Source organism: Moraxella sp. K1664 (genome assembly GCF_039693965.1).
Lineage (GTDB): Bacteria > Pseudomonadota > Gammaproteobacteria > Pseudomonadales > Moraxellaceae > Moraxella.
The window spans coordinates 1454127-1480150 of record NZ_CP155576.1 but is presented as its reverse complement, the minus strand read 5'-3'; the positions used below and the strand labels follow the sequence as shown (position 1 = coordinate 1480150).

At 45.6% G+C, this 26024-nt stretch carries 24 protein-coding genes; 7 read left to right on the top strand and 17 right to left on the bottom strand.

Annotated elements, in window-relative coordinates:
* Positions 1-262: 262 nt before the first annotated feature.
* Both AAHK14_RS07525 and AAHK14_RS07520 read right to left on the bottom strand, forming a co-directional pair.
* Positions 263-847 carry a c-type cytochrome gene (locus tag AAHK14_RS07525; RefSeq protein WP_065255349.1) on the bottom strand — a complete coding sequence of 195 codons (585 nt, stop codon included), beginning with the start codon at positions 845-847 and terminating at the stop codon, positions 263-265.
* A 141-nt stretch (positions 848-988) separates the two neighbouring features.
* The gene (locus AAHK14_RS07520; protein WP_065255350.1) at positions 989-1192 is read right to left on the bottom strand and encodes a hypothetical protein; all 204 of its coding nucleotides are present in this window, start codon (positions 1190-1192) and stop codon (positions 989-991) included.
* A gap of 135 nt (positions 1193-1327) precedes the next feature.
* On the opposite strand from AAHK14_RS07520, the gene ileS reads away from it, so the two are divergent.
* Entirely contained in the window at positions 1328-4648 is a 3321-nt protein-coding gene (ileS, locus tag AAHK14_RS07515; protein WP_065255351.1) for an isoleucine--tRNA ligase, N-acetyltransferase domain-containing, read from the top strand.
* Between the two features lie 46 nt (positions 4649-4694).
* Here ileS and AAHK14_RS07510 read toward each other — a convergent pair whose 3' ends face one another.
* Positions 4695-4928, bottom strand: a complete 234-nt coding sequence (locus AAHK14_RS07510; protein ID WP_197035905.1) for a hypothetical protein — start codon at positions 4926-4928, stop codon at positions 4695-4697.
* A 103-nt stretch (positions 4929-5031) separates the two neighbouring features.
* Positions 5032-5772: a transposase gene (locus tag AAHK14_RS07505; protein WP_197035904.1), complete on the bottom strand. Its 741-nt coding sequence runs from the start codon at positions 5770-5772 to the stop codon at positions 5032-5034.
* Between the two features lie 358 nt (positions 5773-6130).
* Between AAHK14_RS07505 and lspA the strand changes: the two genes are divergently transcribed.
* Both lspA and AAHK14_RS07495 read left to right on the top strand, forming a co-directional pair.
* Positions 6131-6676, top strand: a complete 546-nt coding sequence (gene lspA, locus AAHK14_RS07500; RefSeq protein WP_083108415.1) for a signal peptidase II — start codon at positions 6131-6133, stop codon at positions 6674-6676.
* A gap of 134 nt (positions 6677-6810) precedes the next feature.
* Positions 6811-11238, top strand: coding sequence for a S8 family serine peptidase (locus AAHK14_RS07495; RefSeq protein ID WP_194092706.1), 4428 nt, complete (start codon positions 6811-6813; stop codon positions 11236-11238).
* Positions 11239-11392: 154 nt separating this feature from the next.
* On the opposite strand, the gene AAHK14_RS07490 is transcribed toward AAHK14_RS07495, so the two are convergent.
* The 7 genes from AAHK14_RS07490 to AAHK14_RS07460 all read right to left on the bottom strand — a co-directional run bounded on the left by AAHK14_RS07490 (position 11393) and on the right by AAHK14_RS07460 (position 18178).
* Entirely contained in the window at positions 11393-12157 is a 765-nt protein-coding gene (locus AAHK14_RS07490; RefSeq protein ID WP_062498837.1) for a sulfite exporter TauE/SafE family protein, read from the bottom strand.
* Between the two features lie 149 nt (positions 12158-12306).
* Entirely contained in the window at positions 12307-12555 is a 249-nt protein-coding gene (locus tag AAHK14_RS07485) for a DUF2789 family protein (RefSeq protein ID WP_062498838.1), read from the bottom strand.
* A gap of 138 nt (positions 12556-12693) precedes the next feature.
* Positions 12694-13191: a YggT family protein gene (locus AAHK14_RS07480; RefSeq protein ID WP_227514744.1), complete on the bottom strand. Its 498-nt coding sequence runs from the start codon at positions 13189-13191 to the stop codon at positions 12694-12696.
* 282 nt (positions 13192-13473) lie between these two features.
* Positions 13474-14316 (bottom strand): pyrroline-5-carboxylate reductase, encoded by an 843-nt coding sequence (gene proC, locus AAHK14_RS07475; RefSeq protein ID WP_065256430.1) that lies wholly within the window; start codon positions 14314-14316, stop codon positions 13474-13476.
* A 78-nt stretch (positions 14317-14394) separates the two neighbouring features.
* A complete protein-coding gene (gene tilS, locus AAHK14_RS07470; protein ID WP_065256431.1) occupies positions 14395-15852 on the bottom strand; it encodes a tRNA lysidine(34) synthetase TilS in 1458 nt (485 codons plus the stop codon).
* A gap of 1 nt (position 15853) precedes the next feature.
* Entirely contained in the window at positions 15854-17746 is a 1893-nt protein-coding gene (gene parE / locus AAHK14_RS07465; protein WP_065256432.1) for a DNA topoisomerase IV subunit B, read from the bottom strand.
* A 66-nt stretch (positions 17747-17812) separates the two neighbouring features.
* Positions 17813-18178, bottom strand: coding sequence for a helix-turn-helix domain-containing protein (locus tag AAHK14_RS07460; protein WP_065256433.1), 366 nt, complete (start codon positions 18176-18178; stop codon positions 17813-17815).
* Positions 18179-18290: 112 nt separating this feature from the next.
* Between AAHK14_RS07460 and AAHK14_RS07455 the strand changes: the two genes are divergently transcribed.
* From AAHK14_RS07455 to AAHK14_RS07445, 3 genes are read left to right on the top strand one after another with little or no spacing between them, the layout of a single operon-like run.
* Positions 18291-19118, top strand: a complete 828-nt coding sequence (locus AAHK14_RS07455; RefSeq protein WP_065256434.1) for a Sir2 family NAD-dependent protein deacetylase — start codon at positions 18291-18293, stop codon at positions 19116-19118.
* Positions 19115-19741: an HD domain-containing protein gene (locus AAHK14_RS07450; RefSeq protein WP_065256435.1), complete on the top strand. Its 627-nt coding sequence runs from the start codon at positions 19115-19117 to the stop codon at positions 19739-19741. Before AAHK14_RS07455 ends, AAHK14_RS07450 begins: the two co-directional genes overlap by 4 nt.
* Complete coding sequence (locus AAHK14_RS07445; protein WP_065256436.1) at positions 19734-20645, top strand: hypothetical protein; 912 nt, start codon at positions 19734-19736, stop codon at positions 20643-20645. The genes AAHK14_RS07450 and AAHK14_RS07445 overlap by 8 nt, the downstream gene beginning before the upstream one ends.
* 6 nt (positions 20646-20651) lie before the next feature.
* Here AAHK14_RS07445 and AAHK14_RS07440 read toward each other — a convergent pair whose 3' ends face one another.
* Positions 20652-21599 (bottom strand): helix-turn-helix domain-containing protein, encoded by a 948-nt coding sequence (locus AAHK14_RS07440; protein WP_065256437.1) that lies wholly within the window; start codon positions 21597-21599, stop codon positions 20652-20654.
* Positions 21599-22288 carry a hypothetical protein gene (locus tag AAHK14_RS07435; RefSeq protein ID WP_065256438.1) on the bottom strand — a complete coding sequence of 230 codons (690 nt, stop codon included), beginning with the start codon at positions 22286-22288 and terminating at the stop codon, positions 21599-21601. The genes AAHK14_RS07440 and AAHK14_RS07435 overlap by 1 nt, the downstream gene beginning before the upstream one ends.
* A gap of 180 nt (positions 22289-22468) precedes the next feature.
* On the opposite strand from AAHK14_RS07435, the gene AAHK14_RS07430 reads away from it, so the two are divergent.
* Positions 22469-22969 carry an isochorismatase family protein gene (locus AAHK14_RS07430; RefSeq protein ID WP_065256439.1) on the top strand — a complete coding sequence of 167 codons (501 nt, stop codon included), beginning with the start codon at positions 22469-22471 and terminating at the stop codon, positions 22967-22969.
* A gap of 69 nt (positions 22970-23038) precedes the next feature.
* Here AAHK14_RS07430 and AAHK14_RS07425 read toward each other — a convergent pair whose 3' ends face one another.
* The 4 genes from AAHK14_RS07425 to AAHK14_RS07410 form a co-directional block, all read right to left on the bottom strand.
* Positions 23039-24097: an NAD(P)-dependent alcohol dehydrogenase gene (locus AAHK14_RS07425; RefSeq protein ID WP_065256440.1), complete on the bottom strand. Its 1059-nt coding sequence runs from the start codon at positions 24095-24097 to the stop codon at positions 23039-23041.
* A gap of 130 nt (positions 24098-24227) precedes the next feature.
* Positions 24228-25214, bottom strand: coding sequence for an LLM class flavin-dependent oxidoreductase (locus tag AAHK14_RS07420; protein ID WP_065256441.1), 987 nt, complete (start codon positions 25212-25214; stop codon positions 24228-24230).
* A gap of 83 nt (positions 25215-25297) precedes the next feature.
* The gene (locus AAHK14_RS07415; protein WP_065256442.1) at positions 25298-25555 is read right to left on the bottom strand and encodes a cyclophilin-like fold protein; all 258 of its coding nucleotides are present in this window, start codon (positions 25553-25555) and stop codon (positions 25298-25300) included.
* Positions 25536-25994 carry a cyclophilin-like fold protein gene (locus AAHK14_RS07410; RefSeq protein ID WP_227514745.1) on the bottom strand — a complete coding sequence of 153 codons (459 nt, stop codon included), beginning with the start codon at positions 25992-25994 and terminating at the stop codon, positions 25536-25538. Before AAHK14_RS07410 ends, AAHK14_RS07415 begins: the two co-directional genes overlap by 20 nt.
* Positions 25995-26024: the final 30 nt, after the last annotated feature.

Genomic DNA, 26024 nt, shown 5'->3' with positions numbered 1-26024 from the left:
TAGTTTTCCGTTCGCCCTGAGCCTGTCGAAGGGTAGCGGAAAACCGTTATGGGCAGGCATAGCTCACCACGAACGGTTTTCTTTAATTTGGGGTTTTGCAGGAAGTCTAATGAATTAATAACAAATAAAAAACCCAATAACAAAATTGGGGTTTTTTATTTGCCAGTATGATTTATTGATATTGCAATCAGCGATATTTTATTAAATTTATCAGGTAAATCACAATTTATCCTATAACAAATATCGATTTACAAATATCAGTTTACTGAACTTGGCTCACCATATAATCCACCGCCGCATATACTTCCGCTTCGGTAACGTCCCCTGCAACCTGTGCTGGCATTTTACCAAAGCCTTTGGCAGAGTGCTTGTGTAGGGTGTCTATGCCCTTATCCAAGCGTTTTGCCCAGTCGGCTTTGGCGGTGAGTTTGGGGGCGTCTAACAGCCCTTGTTCGTGGCAGATTTTGCAAGTTTTCTCATAGCGTGCCTTACCTTCGGCGATAGAGAGAGCCTGTACTGGGGCAGGAGCGGTGTTCGCTTGCTCGGCATTGTCCACTTGGGCGGTCTCGGTCGTGCCTTTGTCAGTCTCATCAGATGTGGCGGAGTCGGTGGTTGCCACTTCATCGGCTTTGGTGTCGTCTGCGACAGGCTCGGTGGTCTCTGGTGCAACTTCATCGGCTTTGGGGGCGGTGTCAGTCGGCTCGGCAGGGGCAGTTTGGGTGCTAGGCTCGGCTTTTGGGGCAGGTTCGGCTTTGGGGGCAGGTTCGGCAGGTTTGTCGCCACCACAGGCGGTCAAAAATACGGCACTTGCCAATAATAATGATAGGGTTTTGCTGGGATTTTTCATAAGATAACCTTGCAAGTTGGCTGATAATTATCCTACTAATATACCGAATTTTTGTAAGGAATTAAAGCAAAAAATTGTAAAGATGAATTTTTAATGAATTTTATAAATGGTAATGAGACTTATTTTTATAATGGTCAATGGTTAAAACTTATCATCAAATTTTATCGTATCATTCTTTTTATAAAATTGCCAATAATAATACACACCTTCCAATAACATAAAAATCCCAATAAAAGCTATGGCAGGATTATCATAATCCTTTTTAATCAAGATAACATAACCCAAAATTACCGCACAAAATAACATGGTGAATTTTGACGTGGTTTTTCTGCTTAATTTTTTCATGATTATCAAGTTGCCAAAAATATTATCTTAAATCTACCAAACCACCCCCAAAAAGTCAATTTTTATCCGTCAAGCCTTTATAAACGCATGATTTTGGGCTATAATTAGCCGTTTTTCACAATTTTGAGCTAAGCCATGACAGACCAAGCCACCGACTACAAAAATACCCTAAACCTTGCCGATACGCCTTTTCCCATGCGTGGGGATTTGGCAAAACGTGAACCTGCTTGGCTTGCCGAGTGGGAACAAAATGACGTGTACGGACAAATCCGCAAAGCACGCGGGGGACGTGAAAAATACGTCCTGCATGACGGTCCCCCTTATGCCAACGGTCAAATCCATTTAGGACACGTTGTCAATAAGGTGCTAAAAGACATCATCGTCAAATACAAAACCCTTGACGGCTATGATGCCCCGTATGTCCCCGGTTGGGACTGCCACGGCTTGCCGATTGAACAAAAGGTAGAAGAGCAGTTTGGCAAGGTCGGACACGCACCCAAAGCCGACAAAAATGGCGAGCCGATCACCGCCACCCAGTTTAGAAAGGCGTGCCGAGACTACGCCAAAAGTCAAATTGAGCTACAAAAGGCGGATTTTAAACGCCTAGGCGTGCTTGGCGATTGGGATAATCCGTATCTTACCATGAATTTTAAGACCGAAGCGGACATCGTGCGAGCGTTGGGGCGGATTTATGACAACGGTCATATCGTGCGTGGCTTAAAGCCTGTAAACTGGTGCTTGGACTGTGGCTCTGCCCTTGCCGAAGCCGAAGTAGAATATGACAACAAAAAATCCGATGCCATTTATGTGGGATTTGACATTGTCAATCGTGAAAATCTGCCTGCCCTTGCCAATGTAAACGGTACGCTCCAAGCGGTGATTTGGACAACGACCCCTTGGACACTCCCTGCCAACCAAGCGATTACCGCCCATGCTGATTTTGATTATGCAGTTATCAAAGGCAAAAAAACATCTGAATTTGTACTGCCAAGCCAAATTGACAGCGAAAACTTTACATTAAGAACCCTAACCAAAGCCGACAAAGATGCCTTGCAAGCGTGTGCGTCCGACCCTGCCATTTGGGAGCTGATGCCGACCAAACGCCATTTGCCAGAAGTGTTTGAGCCGTTTTTTGAACAAGCAGTGAAAGATAAAGCCTATGCCATTATTGATAAGCGAACTGGCAATATCATTGGCACAACCCGTTTTTATGATGACAATGCCAAAGATGGCATCATCGGCATTGGCTTTACCTTTATCACGCCAAAATATTGGGGTAAAGGGGCAAATGGCGAGATTAAACAAGCCTTATTAAACCACGCATTTAAATATAAAAATACCGTTCATTTTCAAATACATCAAGGTAATGAACGCTCCAAAAAAGCGGTAGAAAAATTGGGAGCAACTTACCAAAAAGACGTGGAAAATGATTTTGGCAAAATGTGGTATTATACCGCCACCAATCCCAACCCTATCAACCGCACCGCCCATTTTATCGTAGCTCATGACTTGGTAGAAGATTTTGCCAAAAATATCAATTTAGAAAATGTAGCAATTATCGCAACGGTTAAAGGCTCAGAATTAACCGCCCTAAAAGCCCAACACCCCCTTATCAGCGACCGCCAAGTGCCATTCATCACAGGCGAGCACGTTACTGCCGATAGCGGTACAGGGCTTGTACATACCGCCCCTGCTCACGGTGTGGACGACTACAATGTGGGGCGTGCCAACAACCTGCCCACCGAAAACCCTGTGGGTGGTAATGGCGTGTATTTGGACGAAGCAAAAGTCTTTGTGGGCGAGCATATCTACAAGGCACAGCCCAAAATCATCGAAGCCCTGCAAGCAAGCGGACACCTACTTGACCACAAAAAAATCACGCACAGCTATCCGCATTGCTGGCGACACAAAACGCCGATTATTTTCCGTGCCACGCCCCAATGGTTCATCTCTATGGAGGCCAAAGGACTGCGTGAACAAGCCCTAAAAGACATTCCAGACGTGGTGTGGACACCGTCATGGGGACAAAACCGCATTGAATCAATGATGAACGGTCGCCCTGATTGGTGTATTTCACGCCAACGCACTTGGGGCGTGCCGATTGCTTTCTTTATGCACAAAGACACAGGCGATTTGCACCCACGCACGTCCGAGCTGATTGAACAAGTTGCCAAAGTCATTGAACAAGGCGGAATTGAAGCGTGGTTTGATGCTCCGATTAGTGATTTTCTTGACGAGACCGACAGTCAAAACTACGTCAAATCCACCGACACCCTAGACGTGTGGTTTGACTCAGGCTCTACCAATTTTAGCGTACTTGCCAACCGTGATGAACTCACCAATCCTGCCGATTTGTACCTAGAAGGCTCTGACCAGCACCGTGGTTGGTTCCAGTCATCGCTACTTGTGAGCGAAAGCGTGTACGGTCGCCCCCCTTATAAACAAGTCCTAACGCATGGATTTACCGTGGACGCTAAGGGTTATAAACTCTCCAAATCCAAAGGCAATACCAAAGGCTTTGAGCCTGCCGAACTTGCCCAAAAATACGGCATTGACATTGTCCGCTTGTGGGTTGGCTCGTCCGATTATCGCTATGAAATGGCGGTGAGTAAAGAAGGCTTTGACCGTGTGAGCGATATGTATCGCCGTATCCGCAACACGGTGCGTTTTTTGCTTGCCAATACCGATGATTTTGACCCGAGCAAAGACTTGGTGCCAGCAGACAGCCTTATCAGCCTTGACAAATACATCATTCACAAGGCAAACCAAGTCCAAAGCGAGATTCGCACCGCTTATACCAACATGGACTTTCACCAAGTTTGTCAATTGGTTACCAACTTTTGTGGGCAGGATTTGGGCGGATTTTACCTTGACATCATCAAAGACCGCCAGTACACCACCAAGGCGGACGGACACCCCAGACGCTCGGCACAGACCGCCATTTACCACATCGCTCACACCCTTTTGCGTTGGATTACACCGATTTTGTCATTTACCGCCCAAGAAGCGTGGCAAGTGCTAAAAGGCACGGACGGCTACATTTTTGCCCAAGAGTGGTATGAGTTGCCAAGCGTGGTGCTTGATGACATCACGGACACAGATTGGCAAGCGATTTTGGCAGTCAAAGAAGTGGCAAATAAAGCAATGGACAACGCCCGTACCGACAAGACAATCAACAGCAGTCTGTCGGCAAGCCTTGACATTGTCGCTGATGACAAGGCTTATGATTCGCTTGCCAAATTGGGTGATGAAGCACGTTTTGTCTTTATCACTAGCGACATCAGCCTTACCAAAGGCGATGAGCTTAGTGTCAAAGTCGCCCCTGCGACAGGCGAGAAATGCGTGCGTTGCTGGCACGTCCTGCCAAGCGTGGGAACGGTTGCCGAGCATGGCGACATCTGCCCAAGATGCGTAGAAAATGCGTTTGGGGCAGGGGAAGTGCGGAAGTTTGCTTAATTATTTTTGGGTCGTAGATACCATAAACCACAACCCCCAATCCATCTCAACGATGTAACTCTAATTTAAACGGGGTTTGTGTTTGTAGTACCGCTTGGGCAATACTGACAAGCTTACGCATGAGTGCGGTAATCACAACCTTTTTTGCCTTGCCTTGGCTGTTTAGTCTATCTACAAACAAACGATAAGCACCGTCTTTATAACGACCAAAGGCAAAGTTCATGGCAGGGCAATATAAGGCTTTTCTAATGTCTGCTTGTCCGATTTTAGAAATGCCCATTACTTGATGTAAGCTACTACCCGATGATTTAATAAATCTCTTTCCAAACTAAAAATAAACCCTTATAAGTATTGGGGTTAAAGTTTTTAAAAATCCATAAAAATCAGGGTTTGGAAAGAAGTCTAATCATGGATGCAAGCCCTGCAAAAGCTGCTGCTGCTTTTGCATTTTTAAAACGACTACCGTCACCTAAGTAGCAGATGAGTTTAACCGCACTGTCAAAGCCAATGGCAGGAATGCTAAGCAGTAATGAGGCATTTTGCTTTAAAGTGTCATCACTGGCAACGCACTGACGAATGCTTTGTTGTAAGGCTTTGATTTGCCCTTTGATGAAGTCTATCATCGCTTTGGTATAAGCAATACAATCTTCATCAATGAGCATGCTAAGACGTACCTTTTCTTGAGCAAGCTTGTCCTTTAAATGGTCAAGCTGACGGCTTTTACGAAGCAGTTGTCTTTGGGCAGGTAGCATGGGCTGATAACAGACAAGCTTATGTCCTTTTTCACAAGCATAGTCTGCTAAGAGCTTAGCATCAATCTTATCTGTCTTTGACCGTAGGTTATCGCTTTTGGCAAAGCTGGCACTGCACTTAGGATTGATGATACTGACCATGATGTTTTGTGCCACCAAACAATCCGCCAAAGCTTCATGATAAATGTTGGTGGCTTCCATAACAGCACAAAAGCGACCATCAAAGGCATTAAGCCAACAGATAAACTCATCAAAGCCTTGATGATGATTACAAAACACCTTGTGCTTGTATTTGCCATTGGGCAGTTTAACAGCAACATCAAACTTATGTTTGGCAACATCAATACCAATGTAGTATAATGGATCATCCATATAAACCTCCAACCTTGTGAATACAGGCTACAACAACGTGCCTAAGATACCATTCGGGGTGATGATGGATGAGAAAGTAGGCTAACATCTACACTGCGTGCTTTTAAGCACAAGGGGCGAAACAACGCTACTTTCTCACAAACCCCATTATGGTTGCTTATAATGGGGTTTTGTTTTAGGTATTATAATACAAGGGGCGAATTGTAATTCGCCCTTATGATAGTAAGGTGCGTAATATGCACCTACGCCCCATTAAAAAGCAAGGCAAAAAATAAACGGATAATGACTTATTTTATTGCCAAAAAAGAAATGCTTGATGACACACCTTATCACCCAAAAACTTTAAGAAATTTTTATTATGTCAGAAAATACCCAAAACAGCACCACCCCACCGATACAGCCCAACGCCAATAAAGCCACGCTTTATTATCTTATTGGGCTTGTCGTACTTATCCTTGACCAAGCGACCAAGATTTTTTTTGAAAAATGGCTTGTGGTAGAAGGCAATAGCGTAAGCGTCATTGAGCCGATTTTAAACTGGACGCTTGCCTACAACCGTGGGGCGGCGTTTAGCTTTCTTGCCAATCAAGGCGGTTGGCAAAAGTGGTTTTTTGCCGTGTTGGGGCTTTTGGTATCAGCATTTATCATGGTCTACCTTCGCAAAATTCCCAAAAATGCCAAAATTTTGGCATGGGGGCTTGCTTTGGTGTTAGGTGGGGCAATTGGCAATGTCATTGACCGCTTTTTATATGGTCATGTGATTGATTTTATTCATGTTCATTATGCCAATATGTGGCATTATCCTGTGTTTAATGTGGCGGACATGGCGATCATGGGCGGTATGGGACTTGTGATGGTGGACATGCTATTTTTGGAAAATAAACGTAAAAATGGCGTATCATGATGGATTTTGCCCATGTTTAGTCATTTTATACAAAGAATGCACTTAAATTGACTTAATCTTTTTTACAAAAGCGACCAAAAAGTGTTACAATGGAATGGTCTGTAAACATTCATTTTGTATACATAGGTAATTGTATGAACATCAACCATCGTTTTATCCTAAGACCCCTTGCCGTATCGGTTTTTGTGGCAATGAGTGCCACAGGCTGTGCCATTGATGATGACATGAATGCCACACGACATGCCAATCTCATCATCAATCATGCCGACCCACTTGCCATCAGTGCCAAAGAAGCACACAAGCGTGCCGAACTTGCAAAAAACGTCTACGGCGATGCCATCAAACATGCCAAAGAAGCGATAAAGACCGCTCAAATCGCCGATGCCAAACTTGCCAATCAAGCAAACGACCTGCAAAATACCATCAATAACAAATACCACGCTTGGCTAGAAATTGAAAAAGAAGCTCAATCACTTGCCAAACAAAAATATCAAGCAGGGCTTGACAACGATAATGCCAAAAAAGCGGAACTTGCCAAACTTGAAGCCCAAAAGCAGGCTCATGCCAAGCAGTTATTTGCCGAACTTGAAGCTGCCAAAGTACAGGCTAATGAACTGTTAGAACAGGCACGCATCGCTAAGGAAAATCACCTAAACGCTGAACAAGCAAAAGCCCAAGAAGAGGCTAAGAAAAAAGCCGAAGAAGAGGCCGCCAAACGTGCCCAAGAACAAGAAGAGGCTAAGAAAAAAGCCGAAGAAGAGGCCGCCAGACGTGCCCAAAAAGCAGCAAAACAGTTGGCACAGACCAACACCCAAATTGACATTGCCATCGCCACCAATAAGACAGCGACCAACACACTGGGCAATGCAAATGCTCAAACCAAACAAGCCCAAACCCAAGCAGACAGCCCTGATACTGCCCAGCATGCCATCAGCCAAGCCCAAAGTGCTCTAAACACTGCCCAGCATGCCATCAGCCAAGCCCAAAGTGCCATCACCCAAGCCCAAAGTGCTTTGCAAGTTGCTAACACCATAGGCAACCAAGATGCCATCAATCGTGCTAAGCATGCTCTAAACGATGCCAACACAACCTTAGAACAAGCCCAACAAGCCAAACAACAAGCAGAGCAGGTCATCACACAGGCACAGGGCGTCATTGACAATCACAACACCCAACAACAAAACCACAACACAAACAAAATCAACACCATCATCGCCACTGCCAAAGACATTCATCAGCGGACAAATGACATCGCAGGCAAACTAGATGGTACCAAACAAACCGCTGACACTGCCACCGAGCAGGCAGCTGCCTTGATTAGCACTAAAAACGCCCTAAAAAATGCCGAAGTCGCCCAAACCCAAGCAGTACAGGCTAAGACCCAAGCAGAACAAGCCCTAACGGATGCCAAAAAATCACTTGCAGATGCCCAAGCCATCAGCTCTGATAATGATGCCATCAATGCCGCCAAAACCGCTGTGGCGACTGCTGAAGAAGCACTAAACCGTGCCAAAGCGATAAAAGCACAGACAGAAGCCGTTGCCGAGCAAATCGCCATCACCGAAGCTCGTGCCTATGTCGCCCCCACGGATGATGATGTCATCAAAAAACAACAGCCCACTTATGAGCGTCACGCCAACATCGCTCAGCCTATCGCCCATTCAGAGACAATCACTGGCTACTCTGATATGGATTTGTGGGTTAAAAATAAGAACAGAACCGCTGGCAACAAAACAGAGATTTTTTATGGACTCAACCAACAACAATACGCCAACAAACTCCATGAGCTAAAAACCGCCATCGACACCACGTCGCTTGGTGTGGGCGTGATAGACACAGGGGTCAATCCTGACAACCCCGACCTTGTCGGAGCCAATCTGAGTGGCACCAACCTTGTGGCTTGCTTTGTCAGCAATAACTGTGTCAACTACCAAACTTATGAGCAGTACAAGCCTACCGATGGACATGGCTCTAACATGGCAGCCATCATCGCAGGCAATAACGGCATGACCAATGCGATCATTCACGCCTATACCGATGGCGACAAAAGCAATGAAGGCGATGAATTTACCGCCATGCTAAAACTCAATGAAACCCAAGGCGTTCAGATTTTTAATAACTCATGGGGCTATGTGCCAGATGCCAACGAAAGCGACAACCAATGGCTAAATACCGCCAAGGCATACACCCCTACTGGCGACACCAAAAACAGTGAACATCCGCAGGTTCGAGCCATTCATGAGCTCATCATCAACAAAGACGCCCTACTCATCCATGCCACAGGCAATGAAGGCAAAGACACAACCTATGGCGAAAGACTCGCTCCCGAGCTCAACCCCGACTTTAAAAAAGGCTTTTTGGCGGTGTCATCACCCCGTGAAGACTTCCACCAAGCCAACCACTGTGGCGATGCTGCCGAGTGGTGCCTATCAGCACCATCCACCAGTATCAGCCATGACAACACGGGCAAGCTCATTAGCTATCAAGGCACATCTCCTGCCACCGCTCGTGTCACAGGCACCGCCCTACTGGTCAAGGGGGCTTATCCTTGGATGAAAAATGAAAATCTGGTGCAGACCCTGCTTAGCACTGCCCAAGATTTTGACGACATCAAAGAACGCAGTCCAACATACAAAGGACTCAAACAAGTTGATGCCAAGCCAAATGATATCGACCACTATACCTATGAAGACAAGTATTATGTGGAAGCAGACCTTTCATGGCATGAACGTCGCACCATCAAAAACATCGGTGGTAAAAACATCACGCATGAAAGCGGCTGGGGGCTATTAGACACCATCGCTGCCACACAAGGCTATGGCGGTTTTTATTGGGATAATGTCGCACTAGATGTCACAGGCAAAGACACCGTGTCTGTTTTCTCTAACGACATCAAAGGTGAGCACGGCTTTACCAAAGCTGGTGATGGCAAACTTGTCCTAACAGGCAATAACACCTATCAAGGTGCCACCACCGTTGAGCAAGGCGTACTTGAAATCAACGGCAATAACGGCAACTCAGTCATCAATGTCACAGGTGGCGAGCTGACAGGCTATGGCACAACGGGCAACGTCAGACAAACCAGTGGTACGGTCAATAACGAAGGCAATCTAAGCATTCATGGCACTTATACCATGGATGGCAACAGCACCTTTAAAGCCAAATTTGGTAATCTTTTGACCGTTACCGAAAAAGCCACTTTGGACGGCACGCTGGACTTGTATGATGAAATCCAAGATGGACTCATCAAAGAGACCGGTTCAAAAAGCACCGTGCTAAGAGCAGGCGAGCTAAGCGGTACTTTTGACACCGTCACATCCAGCAACGCCCTATTTAGCATCATCAAAACCGAATACAGTGGCACAGTCGGCACCGATGGCAAGACCACGCCTGATGCCACCACCAAAACTGATGTGGTCGTCAGTGCCAAACGCAACAAACTGACCAACATGGGCAGTGGTAGCAATGCCAGCATCGGGCGACGTATGGTTGAGCAAAACATAGACAAAGTGCTTAGCGAACTAGATACCAAAGATGATGCAGGCACACTTACCACCAACGAGAAAGCCTTTGCCATAGGTTTTGCCAACAAAATGTCAATGGCAACCAACAAATCCTTGCTTAACACATCTGGCACGCCTGCCGTGATTGGCGACAGATATAACGAAGCCTTATTTGCCCTTGACCCTGCTTTTTATGCCAACAACGCCGTCCACGCCATCGAGCAAAGTAGCACCCAAGCGACCAATTTTGCCAAAAACATGGCAGACACCCCCAATGGCGTGTGGCTACAAAGCACCTATCAAGAATATGAGCTTGACCTGCCAAGCAGTCAAAGCGAGCGTGAAGTTCGCAACCAAAGCATTGGCGTGGCAAAAACAGGCGAGCGTTTTGGCTTAGGTTTACAGCTTGACCTAGGTCGCCTTGAACTGGATGAGCAAAACGGCAACACCAATCACAACATCAAAACAGACGTCGCCGCCGTAACTGTGGGTGTTAATGGCGATGTAGGCAACAACATCAAAGGCACCCTATGGGCAAAAGCAGGTGTGTTGGGCAGTGATGCCAAAAACAACACCCGTGCCAAACAAAAATATGACGGTCAGCTCTATGCTGGCGGTATCCACCTTGGCACATCACACGCTCTAAGCCCCAACGCCAGCATCAAGCCATACATCGGGGTCAGCTATCATCAATATCAGCATGACAATACCCACTTTGATGACGGTGTTGTGGTAGTTAAAGACATCGATGCCACCCGTTGGCAAGGCACCATTGGTGTAGATACCCAGTATCAAATCAGCCCCCAATGGCAAGTCCAAGCAGGACTACAATACGACAACGTCTTTAAACAAGACGCCACCGTTACCAGTGCTTACTCAGGCACCAACACCGATGTCGCTTTTGATGCATGGGGGACTGGCAAAGACAAAATCCAAGCCAGCGTTGGCACCAGCTATCAGATCGACCCAAGAAACCGAGTCAGCCTAGATTATGACTACTTTAAAAGCGAAAAGTCAGATGGCGACCGTGTACAGCTTACCCTAAGCAGTCGTTTCTAAGTCATCGTACAAGCATAAAAAACGGTTCAACATTAAATCTCTTTCCAAACTAAAAATAAACCCTTATAAGTATTGGGGTTGAAGTTTTCAAAAATCCATAAAAATCAGGGTTTGGAAAGAAGTCTATTGAACCGTTTTTTTGTTTTCAAGCTTTTTACAAAATCCGAATGCCCTGCCACAACGCATAAACGCCCAACGCCAGCAACATCACAGCAATGGCATGATTAAAAATCTCTTGGGAGAGTTTATTTCTAATATATGAGCCGATATACACAAAAAATAGCGAAATAAAAATCACAATGCCAAGTAGCCACATTTGCTTATTGCTAAACCCAATAATCACAGGGGCAAGCATGACGATTTGAATAATCTTGGTAATCAAAATGCTGATATTATTAACAATCACCATCTCATGTTTGGTGCGGTCAGTCCCCAACAAATAAACCATCAAAAACGCCACAATGGCATTGGTAACACCGCCGATAACCCCTGCAATAAACCCAAAAATTGCCATCGTAAGATTGTCTTTTTTAAATTTAATGCGATATTTGGTGTACTGGGTAATGACATAAAAAATCAGTGTAACACCCAAAAAAATTTTTAAATAACTCTCTGGGAATAGCAATAACAGCTTAACACCAATAATCCCACCGATAAAACTTGTCAAAAACAGCCAAAAATACTCTTTGCCGTATTTTAGGGTATTGCCAATAATCGTCCCGCCTGTACGTAGCATGATGAGATTTAAGACAATACACGGCACAACCACCATCGCCACCGCCACTTTTAATTCATAAAAACTGGCAATAATTGCCGTGCCGACAATGGGATAACCAAAACCGGTAATCCCATGCAACAACGCCCCAAGCACAAAAAAGACAATGATAATCCAATCATTATTATCAAACTGTGATAGCATGAACTGCCCTTATTCCAAATCATAAAAACGTGGGCAATTATCGCAAACTTTACCCAAAAAGTGATATGCACGATAAGTCATTGCTTATTCCAAAAACGAAAAACACCGCATAAAACGGTGTTTAACATCATTTAGATAAAGTGGTTAAATCAAGCAGGCTTATTGTCTTCATGTAAACGAGTGTTTAGCTCATCAATCACCAACGCCCACACAGCATCCAATTTCCACTCTTCTTGGATAAACATGAGCTGCTGTTCATCAAAAAACGGAGCTTCTTTTAAGGTTACGCCTTCTGGCAGTTGGTTTGCCTTGATAAAAGCATCAATCTCACTGTCTGAATTTGGCAGACCAAGCTGAGCAAATAGGTCGTTCATGGTGTGGTCGGCATTGTCTAACATGGCATTCTCCAAAAATAGTCCAAAGTAAATAAATAAATGGTAAGTCCTTAAACTTAGCTTTATTCTAACAAAATTTGGGCAAGGTATTGTGTACTTTATGTGCTGATTTTTATATAAATGTAAAAATCAAAGGCGAGCCTACACCAATGCCGACAAGATATTACCGCCCACAATGCGAATGCCCATCTCCAAAAGTGCCAGCACCAAAATGGCAACCAATGTCGAAAAGTCAAGCATGCCCAGATTGGGCGTGATTTTGCGAAATGGGGCGACAATCGGCTCTGCCATCTGCATGATAAGCTCCATGAGTGGGTGCATGACCTGAAACAGCATGATGACCCAGCTTAGAATGACCGACGCAAGCACGATGTACTGGAACATGTCAATGAGCGAGAGTATCGCTGTCAAACTGCCACTAAAAAACAGTACAAGCGGGGTCATGGGCTTACCCAAAATGCTCGCCATGCCTGCAATCTTGATAAAAGTCAAAAGCAACATCAGCACCACCGCCGATGTGCTAAATCGCCCCTTACCCAAGTCAGGAAAAATCCGCCCAAACAGCGTAACCACTGCCGAGAGCATGTAGGTAACTTTGGCATAAGGGTGCTTGGGGTCAATCTCAGCGAACTGAAACATAAACCTTAAAAAACAAATGATTAAGGCAAAATTGACAACGACATTAAAAATAATGGTAATCGGTTCATTCATAAGTGGTAGTTTCTATCATCAGTCATTGTTAAAATGATGTGGGTTAAATAATATTGGCAAATTGTGATTAAATTTTAGTATGGTAAGGTGTGTACCACGCACCTTTTAAATTGATTTATCAAGGGCAAATAAACTACCCCTACAATCCAAAATAATGATTAAAAAATTAATAAGTTGCTATTTTAAGTTGGGAATGAAGTAAAATTTAAATTATTTATCATCAAACAATCCACCCAGCTCCACACTTCTGTCATAGCACGCCACCATCGCCCGCCCAAACGCACCGCCGACGTCATCACGCTCTAACGAAGCCAACGCCTGTGCGGTCGTTCCGCCTTTTGATGTTACGCTCATACGCAGTGCCTGTGGGTCGCCATCTTTGGTAAGCAGTCCTGCCCCTATCATGCTTTGCACCGCCAAACGATGAGCATCATCGGCAGTCAGCCCCATTGCCACCGCTTGGGCGGTCATGTGTTCTAGCACATAAAAAAAGTACGCAGGAGCAGAGCCTGCCACCGCCGTAACAGCGTGCAGTTTGGTCTCATCGTCCACCCACACCGCCATGCCACAGCTTGTCATGACTGCCTCGCACACGTCCCTATCGGACGGGCTTGCCGTCTCATCGGCATACAGCCCTGTCGCCCCTGCTCCCACCGCAGACGGTAGGTTTGGCATGGCACGCACCACACGCCCACAGCCTAAGGCTCGTTGGAGTGTCGCACATGGCACGCCTGCCAACACTGACAAGACGAGCTTATCCGCCAAATATGGGGCAAGGCTTGGGGCAACGTCCATCAGCACTTGGGGCTTAACGGCAAGCACCACCACGTCCGCCTTTGTGATGAGTTCATGGGCGGTGTCAGGTGTGGCGGTCAATACGCCTTGACTGGCGAACCATTCTCTCTTATCGGTATTTTTGTCCGACACGCCAACGGTCAAGGTCAAATCATGACAACGTTTGGCGGTCAATAACCCCCCAATCATCGCCCCTGCCATGTTACCGCCACCGATGAATACCACCGTTTTATTTTGTAATGCGTGAAAGTCCGTCATGTATTGTCCTATTATCACTCTTTTAAAATTCTAACCAATCCGCCATTTTACATGAAATGCCCCAATTGTGCAAAACTTTCACACTCTATCCACCACAAGCAACGTCCGCCCCCACCGTCCATCATCAAACGCCCCACGCAAGGCATGGAACATAGCACTGTCAGTCAGCCACCACTTATCCATGCTCATCACAAGCACCATCTCATCATGGACATACAGCCCCCACAGATTAGCACGGTGCCATGTGGGAATGCTTAGGCGTTGGTAGAGTTTTTTACCGCTTAATTTGGTAAAGCCGATGTGGGTTTGACCGTCCTTATCCATATACGGCTCATAAATCCGCAACCGCTCATCACGGCGAACAGGTCGAATATAAGCCGATTTATCCATCAACAATTCACGCAAACCATCATGAAAATCCATAAAAATGGCAAATGTGGCGTTTTGTTTTAGGATAATTTTAGATGAATTTAGGGCGATTTTATCATCACTCATCTCATTTTGTAATAACAACCACAGCTCGTGATGATAGCGATACAGGGCATTTTTATAACGGCACAGCACCACCGCCCTGCCATTACCATTCACGTCATCGCCATCATCACCGCCTTGCCAAAAAATCTGTGTGCTATGGTCGCCATCATCACGAGCGGTCAATGCTAGGGTATCGCTGACGGTCTGATAGCTGGGCGGTAGGGGGTTATCCGCTTGCACAAAAAACCGCACCACCGCCGACTGCTCATGTGCCGACAGCGTGCGTAATGCATGAATGTCCAAACAGCTCACAAAAGGCGTGTGGGTCGTATCAAGGGTGCATTTTTTAACCAATTCAAACACCGTTTCGCTGATGAGTGCGTAAGCGTCATTCATGAGATGTGCGGTGCGAGCGATGTTTTGGCGAACCTTGGGGTTTAGGGCGGTTAGGCGTGGTAAGATGTCATTACGGATAAGACTGCGAGCGTTGTCGGTCATCTCATTGGTCGGGTCGTCCACATAGGGCAAGGCGTGGGCGTGGGCAAATGCGGTAATCTCGTGCCGAGACACACCGAGCAAGGGGCGATGTAGGCTCATCGTCCGCCCTTGTACGGTTTTGGCTCGCCATGCTCTCATGCCTGATAAGCCCTGCACGCCTGCTCCATTAATCAGTCGCATAAGCACCGTCTCGGCTTGGTCATCGGCATGATGAGCCACCAGTAGCACGCCATCATCTGTCATCGCCCCCATGAGTGCTTGATAACGGGCGGTGCGTGCTGATGTTTCGGTTTTTTTGGTCAGTGTTAAAGGCAGAATTTGCCAGTCAAATCCATGCTCGTCCGCCCACGCTCCCACCAGTCTCGCCCAGTCGTCATTTGCCTGTTGCATACCGTGATGAACGTGCAGGAGCGTGGGCAGCCTGTCCAATTTACCCTGCTGATACAACAGATAACAGCCATACGCCAGAGCGAGCGAATCTCGCCCGCCACTACACGCCACATATAAAGGATAAGGCACGTCATTTAGGGCAGACAAGGCGGACAAAATGGGGCAAGCGGTCATCTTATACCGCCAAATCCGCCAAATCGCCCTTGCGTTCTAGCCACGCCTTGCGGTCGGACGCTCGTTTCTTTGCCAAAAGCATATCCATAACGCCACTTGTTGCAGTAAAATCATCAATATCAAGCTGTACCAAACGGCGGGTATCGGGGTTCATGGTCGTCTCACGCAAATGGTCGGGGTTCATCTCGCCCAAGCCCTTAAAGCGGGTAATTTGCGGTTTGCCTTTGGATTTTGTTTTTTTCAAAATGGCGTTCAATTCATCATCGTCCAAGGCATAATGCACGTCCTTGCCGATGTCAATGCGATACAGTGGGGGCATGGCGACAAACAAATGTCCTGCTTCCACAAGCGAGCGAAAATGCTTGACAAACAACGCACAAATAAGCGTGGCAATGTGCAAGCCGTCCGAGTCTGCGTCCGCTAGGATACAGATTTTTTCATAGCGTAATTCGGACAAATCGTCAGACGCTGGGTCTACCCCTATGGCAATGGCAATGTCGTGTATCTCTTGGCTAGATAGTACGGTGTCGTGTGAGACTTCCCATGTGTTTAGGATTTTGCCACGCAAAGGCAGTATCGCCTGAAAATGGCGGTCTCGGGCTTGTTTGGCTGAACCGCCTGCACTGTCGCCTTCCACCAAAAACAGTTCCGCCCCGTCTTTAAATTCGCCCTTACAATCGGCTAGTTTACCCGGTAAGGCAGGTCCTTGGGTGATTTTTTTGCGGGCAACTTTTTGGGCGGATTTGAGCCGTTTTCCTGCTTTACTAATGGCAAGCTCGGCAATGGCTTTGGCGGTGTCGGGGTGAGCGTTTAGCCATAGACTAAATGCGTCTTTGGCAAGGGTCTGCACGAGCGGAGACGCTTCACGGCTTGACAGGCGTTCTTTGGTTTGACCGCTAAACTGTGGCTCGGCAAATTTTAAGGACAAAATATAATTGACCCCGTCCCACACGTCATCGGCGGTTAGGCGGACGTTTCTGGGCAACAGACTATGAATTTCACAAAACTCACGCAGTGCGTCCGTAATGCCTGTGCGTAGCCCATTGACGTGCGTACCGCCTTGTGCGGTGGGGATTAGGTTGACATAGCTTTCGCAAATGGGCGTACCTGATTCGGGTAGCCACGCTATGGCAAAAGTCGCCCCACCACGTTCGCCCCCTGTCGGCTCTTGGCTAAAATAAAATGGCGTATCAGGGATAATGGCAAGCTCGCCAAGCTGTTCGGTCAAATACTGCACCACGCCGTCTGTGTATTGCCAGCTTTCGCTATCACTTGGTTCAATTTCACTAATAAAGTCAATTTTTAGCCCTGCCGATAGCACGGCTTTGGCTTTTAGGTTGTGTTTTAGCGATTTGATTGAAAATCTGGGATTGTCAAAATACTGCTCATCTACCCAAAATCGCACCTGTGTGCCACGTTTTTTCTTGGTGGGGGACGGCTCGTGGATTAGGGGCGTTGTCGGTACGCCATGCTCAAAACTCATCTGATACTGCGTGCCGTCTCGCCACACAACCACGTCCACACGCTTGGATAAAGCATTGACCACGCTAATGCCCACGCCATGCAAACCGCCACTAATGGCATAATTATCCGTGCTAAATTTGCCCCCTGCGTGTAGGCGTGTCAAGATGAGCTCCACGCCCGACTGCTTAAATTCAGGGTGAATGTCGGTGGGCATACCCCGTCCGTCATCAAGCACCGACAGCGAGCCGTCAGCGTGCAAGGTTACGGTGATGTGCTTGGCGTGTCCTGCCAACGCCTCGTCCACCGAGTTGTCAATAACCTCTTGGGCAAGGTGGTTGGGACGTGTGGTGTCGGTGTACATACCAGGGCGGCGGCGGACGGGTTCTAGCCCTTCTAGGACTTCTAGGTTTTGGGTGGTGTAGTTGGTCATTGTGCTTTTATGGATAATAAAAAGGGGTATTGTAACCGATTTTGGCGGTGTTGGGAATGTTGGGATTTAGCCGTTCACATTTACCACATCGCCATGCTCCGAACAATTCTTCCCACCCCAATCACACATCGCACGCACCACAGGCATTAAAGACAACCCCTTGTCAGTTAGGCTGTATTCTACTTTGGGCGGGATTTGCGGGTATTCTTTGCGATTGACCAAGCCGTCATTTTCCATTTCTTTTAGGGTGTTTGACAGCATTTTAAAGGTAATCGTACCACCCAAAAGTCGCCGTAATTCGTTGTATCGCACCACTTCATATTTTGCTAATACAAAAATAATCAACAATTTCCATTTGCCGTTAATAATAGACAAGGTGTAATTAAAATAAGGCGTTTCATCATCAAAACTAAGCGGAACAAAATCGGTCATCTCGTTATCCTTTTAACTATCCAAAAAGATAGTATCTACCAAAAAAGTGCATACTTGTTAAAAAAATCATATGAATTATAATAACCAAACTATCCACAAAAAGCAATGCGTTATGAATGAATTACAGCACGCCTTAGACAAAATCCACTCTGCCGACACGCTCATCATCGGGGCAAGTAACGGCTTATCCATTAGTGAAGGCATTCATATTTTTGGCTCAAACCAAGATTTTTATGACCATTTTGGCGACTTTGCCCAAAAGTTTGGCTTTAATAACATCATTCGGGGCTGTTTTTATCCTTTCAGGCAGCCTGAAAATTATTGGGCGTATTTTGCCAGACTTTATCATTATATGAACATCAAACGCCCCGTTACTATGGTGATGAATGATTTGTATCAGCTTGTCCAAGATAAAAATTATTTTGTTGTTACCAGTAATTTTGACAACCATTTTCGCCTAGCAGGTTTTGATGAAAATCGCTTGTTTGAAATTGAAGGCGTAGGCAAAGATTTAGAATGCCAAACCTGCCAAAGCGTATTTGACGGCACGGATATTTTGACCCAGTTGGCACAAATCGAAAATGGGGCAATTGCCACATCAGACATTCCCAAATGCCAAGAATGCAGTGGTGAATTAAAAATCCACGTTCAGCTTGATGAGCATTTTGTTTTTGATAAAACATGGCAACAAAAAAGACACGCCTATCAAGACATATTGGCACAGGGCAAACATGGCAATACGGTTTTATTGGAATTGGGCGTGAGCATAAGAAATCAGCTCATCAAACAACCTTTTATGCAATACACCTACCAAAATCCCAATGCCTTTTATATCAGCATCAATAAAGGCGAGCTGTGGATACCCGATGAAATCGCAAATCGGTCGGTGGGGGTTAATGGCGATTTGGCAAGTGTTATTCACGATTGGGCAACAAGATGACATTACAGCAATATTTACACGCCAATATTTTTAATCAAACAATTTATCAGCACCTGCAAAATGATTTTGACCATTGGTATGAATTGTTATGCCAAAAAATAGCATTTCATTTTGACAGTCATTTACACGGTATCAATCATTGTGGGCGAGTACTGTTATATGCCTTGATATTAGCAGATAAATTAGGGCTTGATGATAAAAGCAAAACCATACTTTGTCATACCGCCGTATTTCACGACAGCGAACGATTTGATGACGGTTATGATATCGGTCATGGCAAACGTGGGGCAGATGATTATAAAGATTATTGTCAAAAATATGAATTGCCTTTTTATATAGAAAGTTATTGGGCAAGTTATTATCATGACCTGCCTGATGATATTGGCATGAATGAAATTCCCAAACAGTCTGATAATAATAAAAACGCCCTATTTTTATATCGCTTATTTAAAGACGCAGACGCACTAGACCGTTATCGGCTGGGTTTGGACGCTTTGGATAAGAAGTTTTTAAGAATTAATGAAAGTAAACAATTGGCAGAATTTGGTAAACAGCTCGTGCTTGCAACCGAAGATGATGTGCCAAATTCTGTAAGCGAGTTAAAGGGGCTATTAAATGTCTAGATATGGGTTTAGTTTTGGTTCAGAAATTGCACCTGCTGGGGTGGATTTGGCGTATGACGACAAAATTCGCCTGTTTGCCGATAAATTGACACAAGCGGACGCCATTTTGGTGGGTGGAGCAAGTGGAATGTCGGCGGCGAGCGGTTTTCGCCATTATTATGAGCCTGATGAGCATTTTGTGCGTCAGATGAGTGCGTTTCGGGACAAATACGGCTATCAGAGCGGTTTTGACGGCTTGTATCATCGCTATCAAAACAGCCGTGAGCGGTGGGGATTTTTTGCCCATTGGATTAGCATGATTTTGGACGCTGATGTGGGTGAGACGTATACCGACATTGCCAAACTCATGAAAAATAAGACTTTTCATGTGATGACAACCAATCAGGATTTTCAATTTGAAAAAGTGTTTGACACCGATAAGGTCAGTGCCATTCAGGGCGACTGGCGGTATATTCAGTGCAGTCGGCGGTGTCATGATGAGATTTATGATGCCAGCGAGATTTATCCCAAGTTGGACAAACTCATCGATAATGACCTGTGCTTGGCAGACGAGCATATCCCCAAATGCCCAAAATGTGGACGAGAAATGGAGCCGTGGGTGCGTTCGCCCGTGTTTTTGGAAGGCAAAAAATACCAAGACGAATACCGCAAAATCCGTGAATTTTTGGACGAGTTTGGCGGTCAAAACATCGTATTTTTGGAACTTGGCGTTGGGCGAATGACCCCGATGTTTATCCAAGAACCGTTTTGGCAACTCACTCATCAACTCCCCAATGCTTTTTATATCACGGTTAATCCGCACCATGCCATTATCCCAAAAGCATTGGCACATAAGGGATTGGCGATACACGCCGATATTTTAAAAGTGCAAAAGGATACGCTTGGGGTGCTTGGGGTGGGTTAATGCATACTACCCACCCCCAAAACTTCTCCGCCACGCTTGCGGGGACACGCCAAATTTATCCTTAAACTGCATACGCAAATTACTCGCCGTACCAAAACCTGCCTTTTGGGCGATACGCTCCATATTATCATTGCTTGTTTCTAGGCATTCTTGGGCATAAGCTAGGCGTTTGGCGGTGAGCCACTCCGATAAGGTCATGTTAGTGGCGTTTTTAAAATGACGGTTAAAACTTCGTTTGGACAAATGCACCCTATCCGCCAACTCGTCCAATCGGTGCGTATCAGCCAGATTTTTACTCAAAAAATCAAGGAGCTCGTTAATCTTATCATCTTTGGTGTGGCTCGTTACAGGCATTTGCACAAACTGAGCCTGACCGCCTTCACGGTGTGGAGCGGACACATAGACCCGTGCCAAATGGTTCGCCACACTCACGCCATACAGCGTACGGATAAAATACAAACAGCAGTCCAGCCCAGCTGATGCCCCTGCCGACGTCAAAATGTTGCCGTCATCCACATACAGGCGATTGCCATCTAGGGCAATGTCGGCAAACTGCTCACGAAATGCCCACTCGCCTGCCCAATGCGTAACCACCGTACGACCTGATAATATGCCCGCATAGCCTAGCCCAAACGTGCCATAGCATAAGCCGATGATTTTTTTGCCGTTTTGGTGAGCCGATTGCAGTTTTTCCACAAATACCCTGCTTGGCATATCGCCCACCCACCCTGCAATCACGATGATGTCGGCACTATCCATAAGCGATAAATTGCCCTGCACGGCAATCTTTACCCCAAATTCGGTCATAATCGCACGACCGCTATCGCTACATACGCTAAATTCAAACAACGCCTTGCCGTCCACTTGAGCTTGAAACAGCGAAAATGGCAAATTAAAGACAAAATCGTTACAGCCGTTTTGGGCGTATAGGGTGAGTTTGGGTGGGGTGTGCATTATTTACTTATTTTTAATTTATCTACCGAAAAACTTTTTTCAAAACCATACATATCAATGATTTTGGCTTTGGTGTATTTTAAAGAAGTTTCATCTCCGTTAAAATTACAGACTTTTGCTTGTTCTTGTGTTTGCAATTCATCAATAACATCCTTATTTGCTAAATAAAACTCATGGATAGCTTCTAGCGATGCCTTATTAAATTTTCTAAATTTACAATCGGAAAATTGTCTAAAAGTTTCACAAAAATAAGTATCATACGCAGGTATAATAGCAAATACACCGAGCAATATCTTTGTAACCAACACTAACTCTCTTTCTGCATTTAGAATAACACGCTCTTTAACGTTTTCATAAAGGTTTAATATTCTTTCAATATTATCATTATAACCATCAACATCAATTTCCCAAACCGATATATCTTGGCTGTAAATATATTCAACCAAATCTTTTAAATAAAATGGATTTTTTTGCAATAAAAAACTTGACCCACGAAGCATCCCCCAACTTGCTAGGTAAGACCATAATACATAACAACTTTTCTCAATATCAATCTTATTATTGATTTTTGAAAAATAAAAATGCGAATAACAAAAATCAAAACTTCTATAACGGTGTTTTTCATCCTTATTTTTCTCCCAGAAATCATTAACCACATCTTGAATATCATAACATACAAAATTTTCCATATTAAACTCCCATGAATTGATAAAATAGAACCGCATTATAACATTTGCTCATTAAAATTGGAACAATTTCAAAACATAAAAACGGCAAAATCCTTGCGATAAATGGCAATATTGCCCATAGTCAAATCATATTACTTATCCTAAAATATCACCAAATCCATTTAATTTTAAGGCTATTTTATGAAAACCGCCCTATTAGTCATTGACGTACAAAACGAATATTTTGGCTCGGCAAATGGTAAATTTGACCAGTTCAACGTAGACGCTATCGCAAGCGACATCGCCAAACACGCCCAAAGCGTATCCGATAACGGCACGCTTGTCATTGGCGTTCAGCACATCATGGCGGAAGATTATCCGCTATTTGCCAAAGGCTCGCACGGAGCAGAACTGCATTCATCGGTAGCAGACATTTTGGCGGACAAACCGCTTGTACAAAAAGCCCACGCCGACAGTTTTTTAAACACGGGTTTGCTTGATATTCTAAAAGAACACGGCATTGAGCAGGTGGACGTATGCGGTATCATGACCCAAAACTGCGTAACCCACACCGCCTTATCGCCCCTTGCCAAGGGCTATAAAATCCGTGTCTTATCAAGCCTTTGCACCGCACCGAGTGAGCTTATCCACCAAATCGCACTGGGGGCATTAGCCGACCGTGATTGGATTGAAGTGGTTTAAATTTTTAAATCATAAAAAAACACCGCCCAACGATTCGCTGAGCGGTGTTCCCTTATTTCCCAAAGAGCCTTACCCCCTCAAACTCCCCATATCAATCACAAAGCGATATTTCACATCGCTTTTTTGCATACGCTCATAGGCGGTGTTAATGTCCTGCATATTTATCATTTCCACATCTGGCACGATATTATGCTCGGCACAAAAATCCAGCATTTCTTGGGTCTCGGCAATTCCGCCAATCACAGACGCAGAAATGCTACGGCGACCCATAATCATCGGCACGGTATTAATGGTTTGTTCCAGCTCGCCCACCAAACCGACCAGCACCAGCGTACCGTCCAAGGCAAGTGTCGGTACATAAGGCTTTAAATCGTGGGTGTATGGCACGGTGTCAATGATGACATCAAAGGTGCTGGCGACTTCCTTCATCTGATTTTCATCGGTGGATAGCACCACACGGCTCGCCCCCAAGTGGTAAGCGTCATCGGATTTGCCAAGCGAGCGGGTAAAGAGCGTAACGTCCGCCCCCATAGCATGGGCAAGTTTGACCGCCATATGCCCAAGTCCACCCAGTCCGACCACGCCCACTTTGGTGCCTTTGCCAACTTTCCAATAACGCAGGGGCGAGTAGGTGGTAATGCCTGCACACAGTAGCGGGGCGACCGCTTGGGTGTCCAGATTTTCGGATACTTTTAACACAAAATCTTCGCTCACCACGATAGACGTGCTGTAACCGCCTTGGGTCAGCGTGCCGTCATGGCGGTCAAGACTGCCGTAAGTGCCTGTGTTGCCGTGTTCGCAGTACTGCTCCAAACCGTGCGAACAGGGCGAGCAGGTACGGCAAGAATCCACCATACAGCCCACACCCACCAAATCACCAACTTTAAATTTATGGGCGTTGTCGCCGACTTTGGCAATGCGTCCGATGATTTCGTGTCCGACCACAATCGGATAAGTGTGGGTAAAGCCCCAGTCGTTACGGGCGGTGTGCAAATCGCTATGGCACACGCCACAGTACATAATGTCAATCAGCACATCGTCTGCACGCAGTTCACGGCGTTCAAAACTGTGTGAGGCAAGTGGTGTGGTTGGGCTAAATGCGGCGTAGGATTGGGTGGGATAGGTCATGATGTTTCCTAGATGATTGAAAATATGGGTATTATAAAGGGTTTGGGTTATTTTGGAAAATTGATAATTGTGATATGTGGATATAGGGCAGATTGATAATGTTGCCTGTCTTGCATTTACCCATACCGCATTACCCATTTATCAATTCATACTCATCAACAATCTCTTTAAATAAACGATACGACTGGTGCATTTTGTCTTCGTCCCAAATATAGCCCGTACACATGATTTCGTCCACGCCTGCAAATTCTTGGCGAAACTTGGTGTATTGTTTGGCAACGGTCTGTTTGCTACCAATAAAAATCCCTGCCGTTTGCATGGCAATAGAACGCTCTTCGCTTGCCGAATAATAGTCAATCTGTGCCACAGGGGGCTGAATGGGAATGTTAATGCCACGTTGTTCATTTAAAAACAGTTGAATCAGCGTGCTGTTGTTATAATGGGCTTCTTCGTCCGTCTCGGCAACGGCAATGTTCCAGCAGATAATCACATAAGGCTTGGAGCAATGCTTAGACGGCTTGAAATTTTGGCGATAAATGGCAATCGCCTGCTGTTGCTCCATGGGCATAAAATGGGACGCAAACACATAAGGCAAGCCACGCTCGGCGGCAAAATAGGCACTTGTCGTGCTTGACCCCAACACATAAAGTGGAACTTGGGTATTCATCGCAGGTATGGCATTGACCCCATGGGGCTGTTCCGCCCCAAAATAGCCTTGCAAATCGGCAACGTCTTGCTCATGGTTGGTCGCCTGCCTGCGTAAAGCTCGGGCGGTCATGGGGTCAGCTCCCCTTGCTCGCCCCACCCCAATCTCCACACGGTTAGGATACAAGGTTGCCAGCGTGCCGTATTGCTCTGCCACAAGTAGCGGGGCGTGATTGGGTAGCATTACCCCGCCTGCCCCTGCCTTAATGCGGTCGGTATGGTGCAAAATCTGCCCCACCAAAATCTGCGTGGCGGTGCTGGCATAGGCTTTGATGTTGTGATGTTCGGCAATCCAATACCGCTCAAACCCAAGCTCATCGGCAAGGCGAGCTTCACGGAGCATGGTCTCAATGGCTTGTTTATGCGTTTGTCCTTGACGGACTGGCACAAGGCTAAGTGCGGATAATTTCATAATCATTCATCATAAGCAAATAAAAAGCCTATTATACAAAGATTGATATTATTATAAAAATTGATAATTGTTATATACAGGTATCAGTAAAAATGATTTATCCCGCTATTCATCTCATCACAAACCTTAATGGTTACTATGGCGTTATCAGGCAATGCGGTAAATTCATCCAAACCCTTATCAATTCTCCCAAAATAAACCAACCCTGATGCACTGCCAAAATTGCCCGTAAATATGGCTAAATTGCCCCAAGGGGCGTAGTAGGTCAAGTCGCCTGCTTGGGCAGAGTGGCTTTTGGGGTGTTTTGGGTGGAGTGATTGGCTAGTGGTTGATTTGAACATCAACTCTATCACGCCCCAATGCTTGATTTAATCCGTCCGTTTGGATAACTTTGCCAATGCGAGTATAGCGATAATCACTATAAAAACTTTCATAAAAAATCACCAACGTATCGCCTTGATACAGCATGACATCGCCAACATGAATTTGCCCCACAAGCTTGTCATTATTTGGCAATGCCTTTGGCAAGGTGGCAAATTTTTCATTGCCCAAATGGTCTTGCATGGATAATTGAAGTGGAAATAACTCAGTAAAGGCTTGGGCGGTTGGGTTGTCTTCTAACGCCACATCAAATGCTTGATTGTTTATGGTCAGTTTGACGGTTTGTGCCTTTGGGGTGGTAGGTTCATTCATTGATTGCTCCTGTGTGGACGGACTGTTTGGGGCTTGGGCATGACACGCCATTAAGCATAAACTTGCCAAAAACCATAATCGTTTCATCATCTCTCCAAAAATACCTGCCGTCCAAAA

Excerpts from the sequence above, each read along its gene's own strand:
- proC (WP_065256430.1), bottom strand. The coding sequence starts at position 14,316 with ATGACGGACTTTCACGCATTACAAAATAAAACGGTGGTATTCATCGGT.
- AAHK14_RS07510 (WP_197035905.1), bottom strand. The coding sequence starts at position 4,928 with ATGGGCATTTCTAAAATCGGACAAGCAGACATTAGAAAAGCCTTATAT.
- parE (WP_065256432.1), bottom strand. The coding sequence starts at position 17,746 with ATGACCAACTACACCACCCAAAACCTAGAAGTCCTAGAAGGGCTAGAA.
- AAHK14_RS07520 (WP_065255350.1), bottom strand. The coding sequence starts at position 1,192 with ATGAAAAAATTAAGCAGAAAAACCACGTCAAAATTCACCATGTTATTT.
- AAHK14_RS07430 (WP_065256439.1), top strand. The coding sequence starts at position 22,469 with ATGAAAACCGCCCTATTAGTCATTGACGTACAAAACGAATATTTTGGC.
- AAHK14_RS07525 (WP_065255349.1), bottom strand. The coding sequence starts at position 847 with ATGAAAAATCCCAGCAAAACCCTATCATTATTATTGGCAAGTGCCGTA.
- lspA (WP_083108415.1), top strand. The coding sequence starts at position 6,131 with ATGTCAGAAAATACCCAAAACAGCACCACCCCACCGATACAGCCCAAC.
- AAHK14_RS07480 (WP_227514744.1), bottom strand. The coding sequence starts at position 13,191 with ATGTTTCAGTTCGCTGAGATTGACCCCAAGCACCCTTATGCCAAAGTT.
- AAHK14_RS07420 (WP_065256441.1), bottom strand. The coding sequence starts at position 25,214 with ATGAAATTATCCGCACTTAGCCTTGTGCCAGTCCGTCAAGGACAAACG.
- AAHK14_RS07435 (WP_065256438.1), bottom strand. The coding sequence starts at position 22,288 with ATGGAAAATTTTGTATGTTATGATATTCAAGATGTGGTTAATGATTTC.
- AAHK14_RS07415 (WP_065256442.1), bottom strand. The coding sequence starts at position 25,555 with ATGTTCAAATCAACCACTAGCCAATCACTCCACCCAAAACACCCCAAA.
- AAHK14_RS07450 (WP_065256435.1), top strand. The coding sequence starts at position 19,115 with ATGACATTACAGCAATATTTACACGCCAATATTTTTAATCAAACAATT.
- ileS (WP_065255351.1), top strand. The coding sequence starts at position 1,328 with ATGACAGACCAAGCCACCGACTACAAAAATACCCTAAACCTTGCCGAT.
- AAHK14_RS07490 (WP_062498837.1), bottom strand. The coding sequence starts at position 12,157 with ATGCTATCACAGTTTGATAATAATGATTGGATTATCATTGTCTTTTTT.
- AAHK14_RS07410 (WP_227514745.1), bottom strand. The coding sequence starts at position 25,994 with ATGAAACGATTATGGTTTTTGGCAAGTTTATGCTTAATGGCGTGTCAT.
- AAHK14_RS07440 (WP_065256437.1), bottom strand. The coding sequence starts at position 21,599 with ATGCACACCCCACCCAAACTCACCCTATACGCCCAAAACGGCTGTAAC.
- AAHK14_RS07425 (WP_065256440.1), bottom strand. The coding sequence starts at position 24,097 with ATGACCTATCCCACCCAATCCTACGCCGCATTTAGCCCAACCACACCA.
- tilS (WP_065256431.1), bottom strand. The coding sequence starts at position 15,852 with ATGACCGCTTGCCCCATTTTGTCCGCCTTGTCTGCCCTAAATGACGTG.
- AAHK14_RS07455 (WP_065256434.1), top strand. The coding sequence starts at position 18,291 with ATGAATGAATTACAGCACGCCTTAGACAAAATCCACTCTGCCGACACG.
- AAHK14_RS07505 (WP_197035904.1), bottom strand. The coding sequence starts at position 5,772 with ATGGATGATCCATTATACTACATTGGTATTGATGTTGCCAAACATAAG.
- AAHK14_RS07445 (WP_065256436.1), top strand. The coding sequence starts at position 19,734 with ATGTCTAGATATGGGTTTAGTTTTGGTTCAGAAATTGCACCTGCTGGG.
- AAHK14_RS07485 (WP_062498838.1), bottom strand. The coding sequence starts at position 12,555 with ATGTTAGACAATGCCGACCACACCATGAACGACCTATTTGCTCAGCTT.
- AAHK14_RS07460 (WP_065256433.1), bottom strand. The coding sequence starts at position 18,178 with ATGACCGATTTTGTTCCGCTTAGTTTTGATGATGAAACGCCTTATTTT.
- AAHK14_RS07495 (WP_194092706.1), top strand. The coding sequence starts at position 6,811 with ATGAACATCAACCATCGTTTTATCCTAAGACCCCTTGCCGTATCGGTT.